The sequence below is a fragment of the Metabacillus sp. Hm71 genome (assembly GCF_051842955.2).
GTDB lineage: Bacteria > Bacillota > Bacilli > Bacillales > Bacillaceae > Metabacillus.
In genome coordinates this window covers 4500186-4519033 of sequence record NZ_CM200278.1, presented here as the reverse complement: position 1 = coordinate 4519033, position 18848 = coordinate 4500186, and the positions used below count along the sequence as shown (strand labels likewise).

The following is an 18848-nucleotide window of genomic DNA, read 5'->3' as shown; positions in this document are numbered from 1 at the left end:
AAGGGCCTTCGAAAAAGACATTTTTGTCACGATAAGACGGTTTGATCTTTTCCTTTCAACCAGGACATGAGAAATTTCCTATTTATTATAATAAAGAGATTATAAGAGTCATAGCATGCCGTAAATTTGGCTGCCGGTCCACATGGTGCGGAGCCGTTTTTTGGACATGTAAAGCCCCACATGTAAGCCCCGAAAATTAATTTTCAGATACAAAAAATGGCTCCATTAGCAAAAACAACCTCATATTAGAGTGTACAGGGACCATTTAGTAAAGGATCTCAAGGGTTCTTTTCTTTGTGTAAGTAATCATTAGATCAGATTATGTTTGGAAGCGTTTATATTTTATTGGTAAAGCAGGGGTTCTTACAAAATGATTATGGACGTTATAAAAGAAAATCATTTATCTTACTTAAAAAGAAAGTGATTATTGAATTGGGGAAGATAAGATGATCTCAAAAGAAACCAAACGCCAAACATTATTTTCGTTACTCGGTGATTTGCCAGAAAGAACGGATGACTTAGCTGTAAAAAAAATAAAAGAAGTTGATAAAGGTGCCTTTATACTGGAAGTATTATTAATGGACTTAAACGGAATCGACCTTGTCCCAGCTTATTTTGCTAGACCTAAAGAAGGCAGCGGCAAGCTGCCAACTATCCTTTTTAATCATTCCCACGGAGGAAATTATCATATTGGCAAGACCGAGCTGATCCAAAGCAGTGAATATCTGCAGAAGCCATCTTATGCAGAAGAGCTGACAGCCTTAAGATATGGTGTCCTATGCATTGATATGTGGGGATTTGGCGAGAGAAGAGGCAAGGCTGAAAGTGAATTATTTAAAGAAATGCTTTGGAAGGGCCAAGTCATGTGGGGAATGATGATTTATGATAATATGCGTGCGGTTGACTATTTAACAGCGAGAGAGGATGTTGATCCCGCCAGAATCGCTACCGTTGGCATGTCAATGGGCGGATTAATGGCATGGTGGCTTTCCGCCCTCGATGTCCGGATAAAGGTATGTATCGATATTGCAGCTCAAGTTGATGCCCAAACATTGATCCAAAAACGCGGACTAGATCATCATGGCTTTTATTCATATGTTCCGAGTCTATTAAAATATTTTCAAACAGCGGAAATTCAAGCGCTGATCGCCCCAAGACCCCATTTGAGTGTGGTTGGAAATGATGATAGGCTTACACCTTTTGAGGGGTTAACGATCATTGATGAAGCATTAAAAGAAAAATATGCAGCGGAGAATCATCCGGAGAATTGGAAGATGCTTCGCTATCAGTGCGGACATATTGAGACCGCCGCGATGCGATCAGATGTCTCTGCGTTTCTCCAAAGCAAATTATAAGATGGTGATAAGATGATTGTTGCACAAGATGGAAGCGGCCAATTTACAACGATTCAAGAAGCGATTAACAGTATACCCGAAAATAACCATGAAAGAGTAATCATCTATATAAAAGATGGTGTGTATCATGAGAAGCTTGAGATCAACAAGCCTTTTATTTCCTTGATTGGGACGGATAAGGATAAAGTGAAAATTACGTTTGGCGATTATGCCAAAAAGCAGCTGCCAAATGGGGAAAAGATGGGGACCTTTTCTTCATACTCCACTCTTATAACCGGCGACCATTTTATTGCACAAAATATCACCTTTGAAAATCATGCCGGCTGCGGGACTGAAGTTGGCCAAGCAGTTGCAGTTTATGTTGATGCAGATAAGCTTGAATTCCATCATTGTTCTTTTTTAGGAAGTCAAGATACCTTATTTACTGCTCCGCTTCCTCCTAAACCAATCGAAGGCAATCGTTTTGGCGGCCCTAGGGATGGATTGGAAAGACGGGCAGGAAGAAGTTATTTTTCAAACTGTTATATGGAAGGTGATGTTGATTTTATCTTTGGCTCAGCTACGGCAGTCTTTCATAAATGTGAGATTTTTAGTAAAGATCGGTCCAGCGAGGTCAACGGATATATTACTGCAGCCTCGACTCCAATTGAGCAAAGGTTTGGCTACGTCTTTATTGACTGCCGCTTAACAAGTAATGCAGCCCCAAATACAGTGTACTTAGGAAGACCTTGGCGGGATTATGCCAAAACGGTTTTCATTAATTGTTGGATGGATGAGCACATCAAGGAGGAGGGCTGGGATAATTGGAATAAGCCCCATGCAGAAAAATCTGCCTTCTATGCAGAGTACAACAGCAGCGGTCCAGGCGGCTGCATGGAAAAACGTGTGAAATGGGCGAAGGTGTTAACAAAGGAAGAAGCAAAGGAGTATTCGATTGAACATGTTTTACGTGCAGAAGATGATTGGCCATCTTTTCTTGAAGGCTGTGAATCTTCAAAACACATCACCGGATTATCACCATTTTAGTCGATATGGAGCTAAGAAAATCGTGGAACTGGTTGTAGATGGGAATAAGGTGCTGGGGTTTAATTAAGTGAATGCCTTATGGAGGAATAGTTCAACTTCATAGAGTGCTTTTTTATGGGGGCAGTTTCCTAATATTTTCGGAGACTGTCCCTATTCGTTAAAAAATTCATTTTAACATACATTGCTGTTTGTCAGTTTTTGACGAACAAAAAGTGGAGGCTAAATATTGAAATCATTTATGGATTTGTTAATATGGACATATAACTTAATAAAGTCATTGGAAAAAGTTAATTAGTAACTACATCGTCTTTATCACATTCATATTACTTCATCCTTGCAGGACAATACACTCAATATCTTCTCATCCTTCATCATTGATATACTATCAGCAGTGAACAGTTTATTATCATTTATTTTTTTAAAAATGTAATCGCTTTCCAATATCGAACCACTGGACCATAGTGAAATATACATTAGAAAAGGAGTCCCCTTACAAAAAGTATTCACACTTAATAAACCCACTGGAAAAACAAACTAATCACAAAATAAGGGGTGTCATAGACAATTTATGAAGAGAACAGGAGATTTAAAATTAATCCAAGAACTTAATCGTTCCATCGTCTTAGAAACGATTAGACTACAGGGACCAATTTCAAGATCTGATATTGCGAAAAAAAATAAATTAAGTCCTACAACTGTTACCTCTGCGGTTTCGGAATTAATTCAGGAAGGCCTTGTTTATGAAGATGGAATTGGTCATTCAAGCGGGGGGAGAAAACCAATTCTTGTGAGGTTTTCACCTGATTCAAAATATTTAATCGGGATTTCGATTCGCAGTTCTGTTATTACGATGGCAGAGATGAACTTAGAGGCAAAGGTAAAAAGGAAGGAAATGTTTTCAACAAACTCGTATCAAGGCGAAGCATTCACCAAGTATTTACTTGATTTAATAGAGGATTTCATGAGCATGTCCCAAAATAAGGAGCATTGTATCGGCATCTCCATGATTACGCAAGGGATTGTTAATTCCTCTAAAGGTGTCGTAAGGTACAATGCGGAGCTAAAACTTAAAAATGTCCCATTAAAGAGTTTACTAGAGCAAAGGTTTCTAAAAAAGGTTTATCTGGATAATGATACAAATGCCTATATCCTAGCTGAAAAAAACTTTGGTTTATACAGTTCACATCAAAATATGATCTATATCACACAGGGGGATGGGGTTGGCGCAGGAATTGTTGTGAATGGTGAAATTTACAGGGGGCATAACGGCGGAGCTGGTGAATTTGGCCATACTAGCATCGACCGCGGGGGCTTCCAGTGTGAATGCGGCAATATTGGCTGTCTTGAAACCTATGTAAGCTGGCCGGCTATTTTTTCAAGGATCCTTTCTTCACTTTCTAGCGGCAAATCCTCAATAATGCTGGAAAAGGTGAATGGGAATATGACGGCTATTACTCCCGCCATCTTCAGTGAAGCCCTTCAAGAAAATGATGAGTTGGCCGTCAAATTATGTGATGAAACTGTATCCTATTTATCAAAAAGTATCATTAATCTTGTTCATTTATTTAATCCTGAGGTGATCATTATAGGAGGTGAGGTCGTAGCAAATAATCCAATTTATTTAGCAAAGCTTAGAACCTCGGTATTAGAGAACGTCATGGAAGCGATGGCTGAAGACTTGAAGATATTACCGCCTTCCTTAGGTGGTGATCTTGAAATGATAGGAGCTGCATCTGTTTTATTGCAGGATCAGTTTCGGTTTTCACTCATGCAAGGCTGAAAGATTTATAAAGTAGTTGATTTAATCAAAAATAAAGGGATGGGTGTATATGTTAAAAGGAATTAATCAATGGTGCTACCCAGAAGGGACATCATTAGAGGATGTATTTACTTACAGTAAGGAGGCTGGCTTTGATGCAGTGGAATTAAATCTCTATCATGCCGGGGGAATTGGACTAACAATGGATACAACCCCAGGAGAGGCTGAAGCCATTGTCAAGCTTGCTCTATCATATGGGATGCAATTAAGAAGCTTATCTACAGGATTATTATGGCAAAGTCCGTTATCTTCACCTGATGCAGATGTAAGAGAACAAGCCAGAAGGATCATTCTTAAACAAATTGAACTGGCTGCAATCATGGGAATCGACACCGTGCTCGTTGTTCCAGGGTCAGTCTCCCAAGAAGTTTCCTATGATGACTGTTATAAGCGGAGCCAGGAAGAATTAAACAAAGTGCTGGAGGAGGCTGAGAAGCAAAAAGTTACAATTGGAATCGAAAACGTCTGGAACAAATTTTTGCTATCACCGCTTGAAATGGCACGCTATATTGATGAACTGCAATCCGAATATGCAAAAGCATATTTTGATGTCGGAAATGTCCTGCAATTTGGCTACCCAGAGCAGTGGATCCGCATCCTTGGGAAACGAATTAAGAAGGTGCATGTAAAAGATTTTAGTACAAAGGTTGGCAATATTACCGGCTTTGTTCCGCTATTAGCTGGTGATGTGAATTGGTCTGCTGTAATGGAAGCGCTTGAAGAAATCGGTTATGACGATGTCCTTACAGCTGAACTTAGCCCATATGCCATTGGACCGAAACAACTGCCGATTGATACAGCCCGTCATATGGACGTTATTTTATCAGCTCATACGAAAGTGAAAAATTAAAGGAGATGGAAAAGATGAGTAAAGTAAAGGTAGGTTTTGTAGGTGTTGGCGGAATCGCTGGTGTCCATTTAGAAAATGTTTCGAAAAACTCAAATGCTGAAATTGTCGCTGTATGTGATATTGCTGAGGAAAACGCAAAGAAAAAAGGATTGCAATACAATGCAACACCTTATACAGATCTTGATGAAATGCTTGAGAAGGAAGTGATGGATGCTGTATTTGTCTGTGTTCCTCCATTTGCACACGGCGATATAGAAGAAAAAATTGTAGCCAAAGGCATTCATTTACTCGTAGAAAAGCCATTGGGCCTTGATATCGAAACCGTACAAAAGAAAGCGAAAGTCATAAAGGATTCAGGTGTTATTTGCGGAGTTGGTTATTGTTTACGCTATTTAGATACTGTCGCCAAAGCGAAGGAGTACTTAAAGGATAAAACGATCGCTATGGTAAGAGGGCATTACATAACATCCTTTGTTTCAACACCTTGGTACCGTGAAATGAATAAATCAGGGGGGCAGCTGGTTGAACAATCCACCCATACGCTTGATTTGATGCGTTACTTAGCAGGGGAATTTGATTCCGTTTATGCAAACATGAGCCTTCAAGTATTATCTGATATACCAAATATAGACATTCCAGATGTCACCTCTGTAAACGTTACATTTGAATCAGGGGCAGTGGGGCATCTAGATTCCTCTATGACCCAGCTCGACCATCGGACAGGAATCGAAATTCTTGGCAAAGATTTTCGTGTTGAGATAGATGGAGTGAATGTATCAATTGTTGAAAAGGATTCTACAATCACTTATAAATCAAAGGTTGATTTTTACCAGGAACAGGATAATCGCTTTATTGAGGCTGTCATGAAGGGTGATCCGGCAATTCTCTTATCTGATTATGAGGATGGAGTAAAAACCCTTGCTGCAACATTGGCATCCAATAAGTCAAATGAATTAGGATTACCTATAAAACTGTCTTCTTTAATCGAGGATAAAATATCGCTATAACGAGAGGTGAATGAAGTGAAAATTGGTGTGGTCGGAACAGGTACAATGGGAAAGCTTCATTTAGAGGCATGGTCAAAAATGAAAACGGTTAAAATTGGCGGAATCGCTGGCCGCAACCATAGAGTGGTCGAGCAATTATCAGAAACATACAAGACAAATGGTTATACCGATTATGAGGGTCTGCTGAAATCAGATGTTGATGTAATTGATATATGCCTGCCAACTTATTTGCATAGTGAGTTTATACGAAAGGCTGCTAAAAGCGGTAAGCATATTATTTGTGAAAAGCCCCTTGCACTAGACGGTAAAGAGTGTAAGGAACTTTATGATGTTTGTAAAACATACAATGTCCAGCTTCTTGTCGGGCATACCCTTCGCTTTTATCCAGAATATCAACACGCACGGGAGCAAGTGAAAAATGGTGCAATTGGCAACCCTGGTGTCGTCAGATTGTCAAGAGGAGGTCCTTATCCTAAAGGAAGAGATGCATGGTATATGGATGAAGCAAAGAGCGGCGGCGTCTTGCTGGATTTGGGAATTCATGATTTTGATTGGCTGCGATGGACGTTTGGCGAGGTTGAAAGAGTGATGGCAATACAAATGAAAAGAGAAAGTGAGGATGGGACGCCAATTGAGCATGCGTTTGTCACATTACGCATGCAAAGCGGAACAATTGCACATCTCGAATTGTCCTGGGCCAAAAAGGCATTTGAATCAAGCTTTGAGATTACAGGGGATAAAGGGATGCTTACCTATAATAATCTAGATAGCAACCCGATTAAACTTAGTTTATCAGAGGATCATAACCAAAACAGTTTTGGTGTAGCTGTACCAGAATCGATAGGAAAGCGTTCACCGCTTCAACAACAGCTTCAACATTTCAGGGAATGTTTGATATCTGGAGAAAAGACCATTATTTCTGATGAAGATGTGATAAAAGCAGTTGAAGTTGCGAGGGCAGCTATTGAATCAGCAAGAATTGGGCAGCCTGTTTCTCTACTGTCAAAAAAAGAGGTGGTTTAAATGAAGATCGGAATGATTAGTTTTGCACATATGCATGCTTTTAGCTATGCAAAGCATTTGCTTGCCGACCCTGAGGTTGAGATTACCGCGATATGGGATGAAGACCATGAGAGAGGGTCGAAAATGGCTAATCTCTTTAACTGTCAATATATTGACGATTTAGAGCAATTACTAGAATTAGAGCTTCAAGCTGTTGTAGTGTGTTCTGAAAATAAAAAGCATAAGGAGCATGTGGTTGCTGCAGCACGTGCTGGAAAGCATATTTTATGTGAAAAGCCAATTGCCACCGAGGTAGAAGATGCAAAAGAGATGATCCAAGCTTGCGAAGAGGCTGGTGTCATTTTACAAGTTGCCTATCCGGTAAGATTTGCTCCTGCCATTCAAAGAGTAAGGGAATTAATTCGTTCAGGAGCAATAGGTGAAGTGGTTGCCATAAATGGAACGAACCACGGACAAATGCCAGGCGGCTGGTTTATCGAAAAGGAATTATCAGGTGGGGGAGCAGCAACTGATCATATTGTTCATGTGATGGACCTCATTCGCTGGATCTTACATGATGAAGTGAAAAATGTCTATGCAGAGCTTGATACAAAATTTTATTCGATTGATGTAGAGGACTGCGGCATTGTCACTTTGGAACTTGAATCAGGCATCATTGTGACAATTGACCCAAGCTGGTCACGACCAAAAACATTCCCTACCTGGGGGGATGTATTATTGGAATTTGTCGGTACAAAAGGAACCCTTTCTGTCGATGCCTTTAAACAGCATTCAGTCTACTACAATGATACGGAGAAAAAAATTCAACATCTTTCATGGGCTGATGACATGGATCAGGGGCTGATTGCTGATTTTCTTCAATGTGTAAGACAAAAGGGAAAACCATCTATTACCGGTGAGGATGGCTTAAGAACATTGGAAGTTGTAAAGGCGGCTTATGAATCTGACAGATTGAAAAAAGTGGTTTCAATAAATAAATAGCTTTCAATAAAGGGGGATTTGGGATGAGGAAATTTTTCTCGCTTTTATTAGGGGTCATATTGATCGGAAGTATCTTTCTGGCAGGTTGCAGCAGCAAGGAAGGTGCTTCAGGGGGATCTTCAGATAAAGTGACACTAAATGTTGCTTTATGGGATGAGAATGTTAGTGAAGTAGTAGATAAGTCCATTGAATTATTCAAAGAAAAGCATCCAGAGGTTGAAGTAAAAGTAACCTATACCCCATATGCTGACTATTGGACCAAGTTAAAAACAAGTCTAGCCGGCGGCAGCGGTCCAGATATTTTCTGGATGAATGGTCCTAACTTTTATCAATATGCATCTTCAGGGCTTATTAAGGATATTCAGCCTTTAATAGATGGAGATAAATTAGATACAAGTGTCTATACACCTGCATTAGTTAATCTCTACACATACGAGGATAAATTATTTGGCTTACCTTATTTCTTAGATTCAATTGGTCTTTTCTATAATAAGAAGATCTTTGATGAAGCTGGGATTCCTTATCCAGATGAGACTTGGGACTGGGCTAAGGTGGAGGAAGTTGGCAAAAAGCTAACGGATAAAGAGAATGGAATTTATGGGTATATTGCTTCAGCATCCAACCAAGCGGGTTACTATAACTTAATTCATCAAGCAGGGGGCTTTATCATTAGTGATGATAAAACAAAATCAGGCTTTGATTCTCCTGAAGCCCAAAGCGCATTGCAATGGACAAAGGATTTAATGGATGAGGGGATTTCACCTTCTGCCCAGGCACAGATTGAAACAAAGGTGAACCAAATTTTTGGTTCAGGTAAGGCAGCCATGCTTCCGAATATTTCAGTGAATGCCCCTGTTTTGCATGAAATGCTAGGTGAAGATTTAGGTGTAGCGGTTCTTCCTAAAGGAAAAGAACAAGCCAGTATTGTTCACGGCTTGAGCTGGGTTATGAATGCAAAGACAAAGCATGAAGAATTGGCATGGGAGCTGCAAAAAGTGTTAGCTGGTGAAGAAGCTGGTAAATGGATGGCAGAATCAGGCTTTAGTATTCCTGCATACAAAGGTACGGAAGACGCATGGTTAGAGTCGATCCCTTCTCTAGATTTAAAAGTTTTCGTTGATAGCCTAGAGTTTGGAGTACCATACCCAGTATCGAAAAATACGGCGGAATGGCAGGAAATTGAGGATAAGGAAATTCAAGCTGCCTTGTTAGGGAAAAAATCGATTGAAGATGCTACGAAGAAAATTGCTTCAGAGATGAACAAAATCCTAGAGAAGGAATCTAAAAATTAATATGGGTGGGGAGGTACTGGGATTCCGGGCTTCCCCTGATCCAAACAAAGGGGTGTTCATTAATGGAAGTGCAAACTGCCCGATCTAAGCAAATGGTTCAAACAATAAACCGCAAAAAAAGATCGAAAATGGCCTCAGTTGAAGCGCTATGGGGATACATCTTTATAGCACCTGTTGTGTTAGGGCTAACCATCTTTTACCTAGCACCTGCTGTTTCATCATTCTATCTAGCCTTTACAAAGTGGGATGGACTTACGGCACCTATTTTCATCGGACTGGAGAATTTCATCACATTATTTCAAGAAGAAACATTTGTGCAATCGATGATCAATACGATTTTATTTACGGTTGTATCTGTCCCGATTTCAATTATTTTTGCAACAGTTATAGCAGTTTTACTTAATCAAAAAATTAAAGGGATTGTCATTTATCGAACGCTATTTTTTATTCCCGTAGTAACGATGCCGATTGCGGTCGGTATGGTTTGGCGATGGTTGTACAATTCAGAATTTGGATTAATTAATTATATTCTTGGGTTGCTTCATTTACCACAGCCTAGCTGGTTGTTTGATGAAAAATTTGCCTTATTTTCTATTATTCTTGTAAGTGTTTGGATGAGTGTTGGATATAACGCTGTAATCTTATTAGCCGGCCTGCAAGGAATTTCAGCATCCTATTATGAAGCTGCAAATTTAGATGGGGCGAATGAATTTCAAAAATTTATAAACATCACAGTACCTTTATTAACACCAAGTTTATTCTTTGTCCTAGTCATGTCGATGATCAATTCACTGCAGGTATTTGATTTGATTTTTGTCATGATTGGCGATAATGCCTCTTTATTAGATCCTACGAGAACAGTTGTATATAGCGTTTGGGAGAATGGGTTTAAATTTTTCAATATGGGCTATGCCTCAGCACAAGCATTAGTTTTATTCGTTGTCATTCTCATTATTACCATCATTCAGATTGTACTTCAGAAGAGATGGGTGCATTATCAGTAGGAGGGATGGGAAATGGTGCATGCAGATAAAAGAAAGAAAATCGTTGTCCATGGTTTGCTAATAATTGGATCCATTATTATGATCATGCCTTTTTTATGGATGGTTTCAACATCGTTAAAATCATTTGCTGAATCGATGCAGGTGCCGCCAACGATCTTTCCTAAAGAGTTTAAATTTGAAAATTATCTAGAAGTTTTTGAAAAGATAAACTTTGCTCAATATTACTTGAACACGATTATTATTACTGTAGCAAGAACGGTATTTCAGCTTATTCTTTGCTCTTTGGCAGCTTATGCCTTTGCAAGACTAAGATTTCCCGGCAAAAATATCATCTTTATTGCCATTTTATCTGTATTGATGGTCCCTTCTCAGGTTGTTATGATTCCAAGCTTTGTCATTATGAGGGAGCTGGGCTGGATTGATACGTTTTATGCAATTATTGTTCCTGGGATTTTTAGTGCATTTGGAACATTTCTTTTGCGACAATTTTTTATGGCTATTCCGAAAGAACTGGACGAGGCTGCCAAAATCGATGGCTGTTCTTTCTTCGGAATTTATTGGCGCATTATCTTGCCATTATCAAAGCCTGCACTTGTCTCGCTTGCCATTTTCACGATCTTAGCTGCCTGGAATGATTTCCTATGGCCATTAATCGCAACAAACTCTGATGAGATGAGGGTTTTATCGATAGGTATTGCAACTTTCCAAGGACAATACGCAACGGAATATCCTTTATTAATGGCGGGAGCACTAATGTCAACCGCGCCAATGATTATTATCTTTTTATTCTTACAGAAGTATTTTATTGAAGGAATTGCGCTAAGTGGAGTTAAAGGGTAATCATCGTATTTTTTATAGCATCTGTACCAACTTTGTAATTGGCAATATGGTATGAATGATTCGATATCTTCAAAAGGAGTGAGGTTATGTCAACTGAATTAAAAACCTCAGTAGGGGCTCCATTGAGTACAACAGGTGTGAGGCGGAGAAAATTTTTTACTCGCCGAGATTGGGCAGGTTATTTATTTTCTGCACCCTTATTGATCGGAATAGTAGTGTTTTCAATTTATCCCATGATTGGCGCATTAATTCTTAGCTTTAAAAAATCATCACAATCATATGAGGGGGAATGGACCGGTTTAAGTAATTATAAATATGTGCTAACAGATTCATTGTTTTGGACATCTATTTATAACACGTTTTATATGGGAGTATTATCCGTTATTTTTGGTGTATCCCTATCCTTTATTTTAGCAAGTTTAATCCACAATATTAGTTGGTTAAAATGGAGAAATTTCTTTAAGGGAGTATACTTTTTACCTAATGTCGTTTCTTTAGTTGCCACTAGTATTTTATTCTCTTTTCTATTCAATCCCGGAAGTGAAGGGTTATTAAACTATGTTATTGGGATTTTTGGTATAGAGCCGATTGGCTGGTTTACAGATCCAAAATATGCAAGGTTCAGTATCGTTTTAATGACACTTTGGGGGATGCTAGGATATAACACAATTATTTTTATCGCTGCCTTAACAAGTGTTCCAAGGGATTTATATGAAGCGGCCGAAGTAGACGGCGCAAATTGGCTGAAAAAATGGTTTTATATAACCGTACCATATTTAAAACCAATTATTCTATTTATGGTCATTATCGGGACAATCAATGCTATGAAACGATTTACAGATGTCTGGTTAATAGGTGGAACTGCCGGAAATCCTGCAGGCTCATTAATGACTGCCGTACTATATATCTATCGAAATGGGTTTTTATCTTCACAAATGGGAATAGCTACTGCAGCTTCGTATATCTTATTCTTCTTTATTCTCGTATTAACGATTATCTTACAGTATACAAATAGAAAAAGTAGCTTTGATTAAGGGGGGATATGATGAAAGCAACATCAATAAATGGTAGGGTACCTATCCATAGTAAAAAGTCTTTGAAACAATCAAAAATGATTTCAGATTGGATTTTAACATTTGTATTACTAATTGGTTCGTTGGTTATGATTATTCCATTCATTTGGATGGTGTTAACAAGTTTTGACTGGGCAGCAAGGCTAAAAATACCATTTCCACCAAGGTTTTGGCCAGAAGAATTCTCTATTAGAACGTATCAAATGGCTTTCACAAATATCCCGATGCTAAAGTATATGATTAATTCTCTAATAGTCTCGGTAGGTGTCATTATGGTCAGCCTCATGTCAGCACTCTTATCAGGGTATGCTATTTCAAAGTTGAAATTTAAAGGAGCAAATATTGTTCTTATTTTTGCTTTAAGTACCATGATGATCCCCTTTGAAATGACGATGATTCCTCAATATTTAATGTTTGGAGAGTTCAAGCTTTTAGATACTTATTGGGCCTTCTTCTTACCAGCGTTAAACTACGCCTTTGGAACGTTTTTAGCAAAATCCTTCATAGATCAACTTCCGGGAAGTTTACGAGAAGCTGCCATTATTGATGGAGCCAGTGAATTAATCGTGTTTATCAGGGTTTATTTACCTTTATGTATACCCATTTTAGCCACAATGGTCATTCTGCAATTTTTAGCCGTTTGGAATGATTTGCTTTGGCCGTTATTAGCCTTAAAAACACCTGATAAATTCACGATTCAATTAGGATTAGCCATGTTTTCATACAATAAAGATTTGCCGCTGCCTTCCGTTATCATGGCTGCTACAACAGTTAGTCTAATACCCGTCATTGTTCTTTATTTGTTCCTGCAACGATTTATTGTAGAAAGCATAGCTCTTTCTGGTATGAAACAATAGAACCTTTTGAGGGGGGGAAGTGAAACAAATCGATTAGATGATCATCTTAGTTTGTACAAAAGTGGATCAAACAAATTTGAGGGGGTAATATGATGATCAACAAGATTTGGATGATGTTTATCGCTTTGCTTATGTTTGTTTCAATGGCCGCTTGTTCTTCTTCCCCAAGTAGTGAAGTGGAAAAAAGCGATGTTGATGTTGTATCTGAAGTTGAGGGGACTGTTCGTGTCTCTCTCGCTGGGTGGCAGTTAGAAAGTGGAATTGATCCTATTACGGGTATAGAAAATATGGGTTTTAATGACTTTATTAAAAAAGAATTTGAACCAAGATATCCAAATATTAAACTAGAAGTTTACCAGGTGCCATGGGAAAATGCTCAGGCAAAACAAACGGCCATGTTACAGTCAGGAGATGTAGACATTATTTATACAGGAGGAGCTTTTGCTTCCCAATGGCAGCAACAGGGCTTATTAAGAGGGTTGGATGATTTGATTGAAAATGATTCTACTTTTGACCCCAGCATCTATTTAGAAGGTGTATGGGAAAACTCCTATAGTACAAAATCCTATGATAAGAGTGTTCATTTTGGCATTCCAGCTGTGTTAGGAAGAAGAATTATTATGTATGATAAACAGTTATTTGATGAGTGGGGAGTAGAATATTTATCTGAAAACCCAACCCCTCAAGAAGTATTAGAGAAAGCGAAAGCAATGACAGGCAAAAATCCAAAAACTGGAGAAGAAAACTATGGCATTTGGTGGGACGGAAAATCTCTAAATGCTTCATCCTTTGTTGCTTTAAGCCACGCGTTTGGTGCAACTGGGGGAGAAGGGACATTAAATGATTTAAAAAATATTAAATGGAAATTGAATTCACCAGAAATGGTCAAAATATTTGAATGGTTAAAAGAGGCGGCAAAATATGCTCCACCTGGTATTTTAAATTCACAAGGAAATGAAAATTTCGGATTAGAGAAAAACAATATTGCGATTCATCTTGATGCTTCAGGTGCCAGCACGATGGGAGAGGTTAAGGCTTCAGGGAATAAGGAGTTACTTGATCGATATGAATCAACTCTAAACCTTGGCCCAAATGGTGAAGGATGGGTTGCGGTAGATCCCTTTGTAATGGCAAAAGATGTGAAAAACGTAGAAGCATCATGGGAGGTTTTGAAATTCCTATCTGGACCTATTACTCAAGAATGGAACTATGTAAACTTTAAAAATACTCCAACCCTTGCAGATGCCAGCTTTGTCGAGGAAGAAGATAAATATATGAAAACAGCAATGGAAATTGCTCAAGTTTCGAAATCGACGTTGCTAGATGAAGCAAATCCGTTTTTTGGAAGTGAAATTGTTCCAGCAATTAATGGATTTATAAGTAAGGCACATAACGGAAAGGCACCGGATATTCAATCCTATTTAGATGATTTACAATCAAGAGCCGAAAAATGGTCTGCAAATCAGTAAATTGCTTTTTACCAATCGAGAAGAGAATGATCTTCTCTATGGTATTAATTGTTTTACTTTAAATATAAATTAACTCTATCGAACAATGAAATGGGAGGACAAAAATGAAACTAGGACTAAGCTCTTATAGCTTGTATTCAGCACTAAAGTCAAAGGAAATAGATATTTTACAAGCAATTGAATGGATTGCAGATCAAGGCGGAGAGCATATTGAAATCGTACCAATGGGTTTTTCATTAGACGATAATCCAGCGTTAACAGATGCAATTCGTCAAAAAGCTGAAGCAGTCGGGATTGAGATCTCGAATTATGCGATAGGCGCAAATTTTATCACATCAGATGAAGGTCAATATGAACAGGAAATAGAAAGAGTATTAAAACAAGTTGATATCGCAAATCGTCTTGGGGTAAAACGTATGCGTCATGATATAGCTTGGCGGCCAATTGGAGAGATCTCGATCCAGCAATTTGAAGAGGATTTGCCAAAGCTTGCAAATGCATGCAAGCGAATAGCCGATTATGCGGCAGCTTATGATATTACCACGAGTGTTGAAAACCATGGATATTTTGTTCAAGCAAGTGACCGTGTGCAAACGCTGCTTTATCATGTCAATAAAGCAAATTTTAAAACGACTTTGGATACAGGGAATTTTTTATGTGTGGATGAGAACCCTATTTCAGCAATAAAGAAAAATATTTCCGATGCTTCAATGGTTCATATTAAAGATTTTTATTACCGGACTGGAAATCAAGATCCCGGGGAAGGGTGGTTTCAAACATCCTCAGGAAATTATTTAAGAGGTTCAATCGTTGGCCACGGAGATATAGATATGTATGAAGTCATTAAGGTGATTAAGCATTCAAATTATGATGGCTATATCTCAATTGAATTTGAAGGTATGGAAGAGTGTAAGCATGGGTCAAAAATTAGTTTGGACAATGTCCGCAGAATTTGGGAACAAGTTTAATAGAAAGGGAGAATAGAAGATATGAGTAAACTTAAAGTAGCAGTAATTGGTGCCGGATCGATTTCAGATATGCATTTGCAATCCTATGAAAAGAATGAAAACGTTGAGTTAGTCGCTGTTTGTGATCTCAATATTATAAGAGCTGAAGAAAAAGCTACCCGCTATGGTGCTTCAAACTATTATAGTGATTATCAATCATTATTGGCGGATGAAACCATTGAGGCAGTCAGTATTTGTACATGGAATCATTCACATGCAGAAATCGCGATTGCTTCCTTAAAAGCTGGCAAGCATGTATTAGTTGAGAAGCCGCTATGTACAACAGTTGAAGAGGCTAAGGAAATTGAAGAAACCGTAAAACACACGGGCAAGGTTCTTCAAGTAGGCTTTGTCCGCAGATATGCTTCAAATACGAAGATCTTAAAGGAATTTATTGATGCAAATGAACTTGGGGATATTTATTATGCAAAAGCTTCATGCTTAAGAAGATTAGGAAATCCAGGCGGATGGTTTTCAGATAAGGAAAGATCTGGCGGTGGCCCGCTTATTGATCTGGGTGTCCACGTAATCGATATTTGCTGGTATTTGATGGGGAAACCAAAAGTAAAAACAATATCCGGCAATACCTATTCAAAGTTGGGGAACCGATCAAATGTTCAAAATCTATCATTCTATAAAGCGGCAGATTATGACCCGGATAAAAACTCGGTCGAAGACTTGGCAAACGCATTGATTCGCTTTGAAAATGGGGCTTCCTTAATGGTTGACGTAAGCTTTACCCTTCACGCAAAGAAAGATGAAATTGCCGTCAAGCTATACGGTGATAAAGGTGGAGTGGAGGTTGAGCCTGAATTAGCCATCATTACTGAAAAGTACAATACGATACTGAATGCTACTCCACAAGTAGATTCCTTAACATTCGATTTCGTTCAAGGGTTCCAAAGTGAAATCGACCATTTTGTCCTAAGCTGTATTGGCGAAACAGAAACATTGAGTCCGGTACAAGATGGAGTGGAGATCATGAAGATTTTATGCGGAATATATGAATCCAGTCAAAAGGGAACTGAGATTAGTTTTGATTAAATGTTTTATTAAATAATAACAGGTAAAAAATCCCATGAGAATCGCTAAATTCCATGGGATTTTCTATACTATTTTTTCAATAATAAATACATAAAATAAGGTGCACCTATCAAAGCGACCATAATTCCTGCTGGAATCCCATCAGGTTCAATCACATTACGGCCGATTGTATCTGCGAGCAATAACAGCCATCCCCCTATTAAAATCGCAACCGGGATAAACAGTTGATTCCTCGGTCCAACTAAAGCCTTTGCAATATGTGGCGCCAAAAGCCCGATAAACGCAATTCCACCTGTGACGGAAACAGCAGAAGCAGCAAGGGCAACGGCTGTTAACAGCAAGGCGATGCGTTCCTTTTCAATGGAAACACCAACCCCGATGGCTACAGGCTCGCTTAAGGTTAGTAGATTCAAGCGATTTGCTTTATACAATGTAAAAGGAATCAGGATAACCAGCCATGGAAGAATGGCTAAAATAAAAGGCCAGTCTGATCCCCAAATATTCCCGGCTAACCATTGGGCAATAAAATCAACTTTCTCCCGTTCTGCTGATGAAATCAAAACAATCATCACCCCGGAGAGCGCCATGGAAAATCCGACTCCAATTAACACTAATCTTACAGGTTGCAGGCCCATTGTTCGATTATAAGAAAAAACATAGATTAAGCATGCGGTTAATAGTGCACCGCCAAAAGCGACAAGCGGAAGCAAATAAACAAATGATCCTGCTTCGATAGGGAAAAACAAAAAGAAAATAGCAATCGCCACACCAGCACCTGAATTAATCCCAATAATCCCGGGATCAGCTAAATCATTGCGGGTGATTCCTTGTAAAATGGCACTGGATAATGCAAGTGCCATACCTGCTAAAAATGTAATGAAAATTCGCGGTAAGCGAATTGAAAATAAAACAAATTCTTCTTTAAACGTACCTTGGCCGAGGATCGTGGGCAACAGTCTGTCATACGATAACGATGCATAGCCTATTCCAATCCCTATGACGATGGTTAAGAGAATGAATGCAAGTAAAACAAATAAAATTATTCGTTGTTTTTTTAGTAAGGCTGGGTGGATCATGAGAACGTTTTGCCTCCTTTATGCACAATCAATAGGAAGAAAGGTAAGCCCATCATGGCTACAATGGCAGCAACAGGTGTCTCAAATGGAGCATTGATCGTCCTGCCTAATGTATCAGCAAAAAGCATAAAGGTTGCTCCGATAATTGCTGAAATTGGAATGATATGGCGGTAATCTGTACCAACGATGGCACGAACAATATGGGGAACCATTAACCCAATGAATGCCATATTTCCGACAAGTGATACAGCTGCACCAGCTAATAAAATGATCACGATAAAAAGGATGGATTTTATATAAACGATCTTTTGCCCTAAGCCAACAGCTACCTCTTCACTCAAACTTAGAATGGTCAGTTGTCTTGAAAAGAAAAGGGAAATCAAAATACCAATGACGATAAACGGGATGATTACATAAAGCTGGCTCCATGAAGTCCCAATTAATCCTCCAGCTGTCCACATGGAAACATCCTTGGTGATTTTGAAATAAATCCCAATTCCTTCTCCTATGGCAAAGAGAAAAGCAGATACAGCTGCACCAGCCAGAACGATGCGGAGCGGTGAAAATCCCCCTTTTTTCATGGCGCCAATGCCGAAGACCATAATCGTTCCAACGGCAGCGCCAATAAAACATGCAATCATAATTCCGAAGTAATTAACAGAAGGGAAAAAAGCAAGGGTTATCGCAAGAGCCGCATTTGCCCCAGCAGTCAGTCCAAGTAAGCCTGGATCTGCAAGCGGGTTCCTTGTGAGTCCCTGCATAATTGCTCCGGAAACGGAGAGTGCGGCACCAACAAAAATGGCCGCAATTTCACGCGGCAAACGAATTTCGCGAAGAATGGAAATGCTGTCGCTTTTTACAGTAGACGTTACTGCGAGCCATACATCCTTTATGGTTGTATCTGCAGCTCCAAAAATCATGGATGCAATAAACATACCCACAAATAAAATAAGGCAAGCAATTAGTTTAAAAATAAACGGGAGTTGATTTTGTTTAGTCATCACAGTCTCTCATCTTTTCTTTTATATAGTAGGATAATAGAAAAGGGGCTGTCTCTAATGGTTCTTCCCCTACAACAAACATAATATAAGGAACGATCTGCTCGTTTAAGATCCTATATTGTTT

General features: G+C 38.9%; 17 protein-coding genes. 15 read left to right on the top strand and 2 right to left on the bottom strand.

Translation table 11 applies throughout. The annotated features are described in order from the left end of the window. Positions 1-446: 446 nt before the first annotated feature. The 15 genes from ACSVDH_RS22370 to ACSVDH_RS22300 all read left to right on the top strand — a co-directional run bounded on the left by ACSVDH_RS22370 (position 447) and on the right by ACSVDH_RS22300 (position 16647). Positions 447-1355 (top strand): dienelactone hydrolase family protein, encoded by a 909-nt coding sequence (locus tag ACSVDH_RS22370; RefSeq protein ID WP_439251813.1) that lies wholly within the window; start codon positions 447-449, stop codon positions 1353-1355. A gap of 12 nt (positions 1356-1367) precedes the next feature. Further along, positions 1368-2381 (top strand): pectinesterase family protein, encoded by a 1014-nt coding sequence (locus ACSVDH_RS22365; protein WP_439251814.1) that lies wholly within the window; start codon positions 1368-1370, stop codon positions 2379-2381. Positions 2382-2949: 568 nt separating this feature from the next. Continuing rightward, positions 2950-4161, top strand: coding sequence for an ROK family transcriptional regulator (locus tag ACSVDH_RS22360; protein WP_439251815.1), 1212 nt, complete (start codon positions 2950-2952; stop codon positions 4159-4161). A gap of 49 nt (positions 4162-4210) precedes the next feature. Next, positions 4211-5050: a sugar phosphate isomerase/epimerase family protein gene (locus tag ACSVDH_RS22355; RefSeq protein WP_439251816.1), complete on the top strand. Its 840-nt coding sequence runs from the start codon at positions 4211-4213 to the stop codon at positions 5048-5050. Positions 5051-5064: 14 nt separating this feature from the next. Beyond that, on the top strand, positions 5065-6057 hold the full coding sequence (locus ACSVDH_RS22350) for a Gfo/Idh/MocA family protein (RefSeq protein ID WP_439251817.1): 993 nt from the start codon (positions 5065-5067) through the stop codon (positions 6055-6057). 15 nt (positions 6058-6072) lie between these two features. Continuing rightward, positions 6073-7080, top strand: coding sequence for a Gfo/Idh/MocA family protein (locus ACSVDH_RS22345; protein WP_439251818.1), 1008 nt, complete (start codon positions 6073-6075; stop codon positions 7078-7080). Then, the gene (locus ACSVDH_RS22340) at positions 7081-8061 is read left to right on the top strand and encodes a Gfo/Idh/MocA family protein (RefSeq protein WP_439251819.1); all 981 of its coding nucleotides are present in this window, start codon (positions 7081-7083) and stop codon (positions 8059-8061) included. A 23-nt stretch (positions 8062-8084) separates the two neighbouring features. Further along, a complete protein-coding gene (locus ACSVDH_RS22335; RefSeq protein ID WP_439251820.1) occupies positions 8085-9353 on the top strand; it encodes an ABC transporter substrate-binding protein in 1269 nt (422 codons plus the stop codon). Between the two features lie 62 nt (positions 9354-9415). Then, the gene (locus ACSVDH_RS22330; protein WP_439251821.1) at positions 9416-10357 is read left to right on the top strand and encodes a carbohydrate ABC transporter permease; all 942 of its coding nucleotides are present in this window, start codon (positions 9416-9418) and stop codon (positions 10355-10357) included. A 12-nt stretch (positions 10358-10369) separates the two neighbouring features. After that, positions 10370-11197 carry a carbohydrate ABC transporter permease gene (locus tag ACSVDH_RS22325; protein WP_299092846.1) on the top strand — a complete coding sequence of 276 codons (828 nt, stop codon included), beginning with the start codon at positions 10370-10372 and terminating at the stop codon, positions 11195-11197. Between the two features lie 86 nt (positions 11198-11283). Next, complete coding sequence (locus tag ACSVDH_RS22320; RefSeq protein WP_439251822.1) at positions 11284-12231, top strand: carbohydrate ABC transporter permease; 948 nt, start codon at positions 11284-11286, stop codon at positions 12229-12231. Positions 12232-12308: 77 nt separating this feature from the next. Continuing rightward, positions 12309-13127 (top strand): carbohydrate ABC transporter permease, encoded by an 819-nt coding sequence (locus ACSVDH_RS22315; RefSeq protein ID WP_439251880.1) that lies wholly within the window; start codon positions 12309-12311, stop codon positions 13125-13127. A 95-nt stretch (positions 13128-13222) separates the two neighbouring features. Further along, complete coding sequence (locus ACSVDH_RS22310) at positions 13223-14596, top strand: extracellular solute-binding protein (RefSeq protein ID WP_439251881.1); 1374 nt, start codon at positions 13223-13225, stop codon at positions 14594-14596. A gap of 104 nt (positions 14597-14700) precedes the next feature. After that, complete coding sequence (locus ACSVDH_RS22305; protein WP_439251823.1) at positions 14701-15564, top strand: sugar phosphate isomerase/epimerase family protein; 864 nt, start codon at positions 14701-14703, stop codon at positions 15562-15564. A 21-nt stretch (positions 15565-15585) separates the two neighbouring features. After that, complete coding sequence (locus ACSVDH_RS22300) at positions 15586-16647, top strand: Gfo/Idh/MocA family protein (RefSeq protein WP_439251824.1); 1062 nt, start codon at positions 15586-15588, stop codon at positions 16645-16647. Between the two features lie 68 nt (positions 16648-16715). Here the strand turns inward: ACSVDH_RS22300 and ACSVDH_RS22295 are convergent, their stop codons facing one another. Both ACSVDH_RS22295 and ACSVDH_RS22290 read right to left on the bottom strand, forming a co-directional pair. After that, entirely contained in the window at positions 16716-17723 is a 1008-nt protein-coding gene (locus ACSVDH_RS22295) for a FecCD family ABC transporter permease (RefSeq protein ID WP_439251826.1), read from the bottom strand. Further along, positions 17720-18724 (bottom strand): FecCD family ABC transporter permease, encoded by a 1005-nt coding sequence (locus tag ACSVDH_RS22290; protein ID WP_439251827.1) that lies wholly within the window; start codon positions 18722-18724, stop codon positions 17720-17722. The genes ACSVDH_RS22295 and ACSVDH_RS22290 overlap by 4 nt, the downstream gene beginning before the upstream one ends. Between the last annotated feature and the right edge of the window lie 124 nt (positions 18725-18848).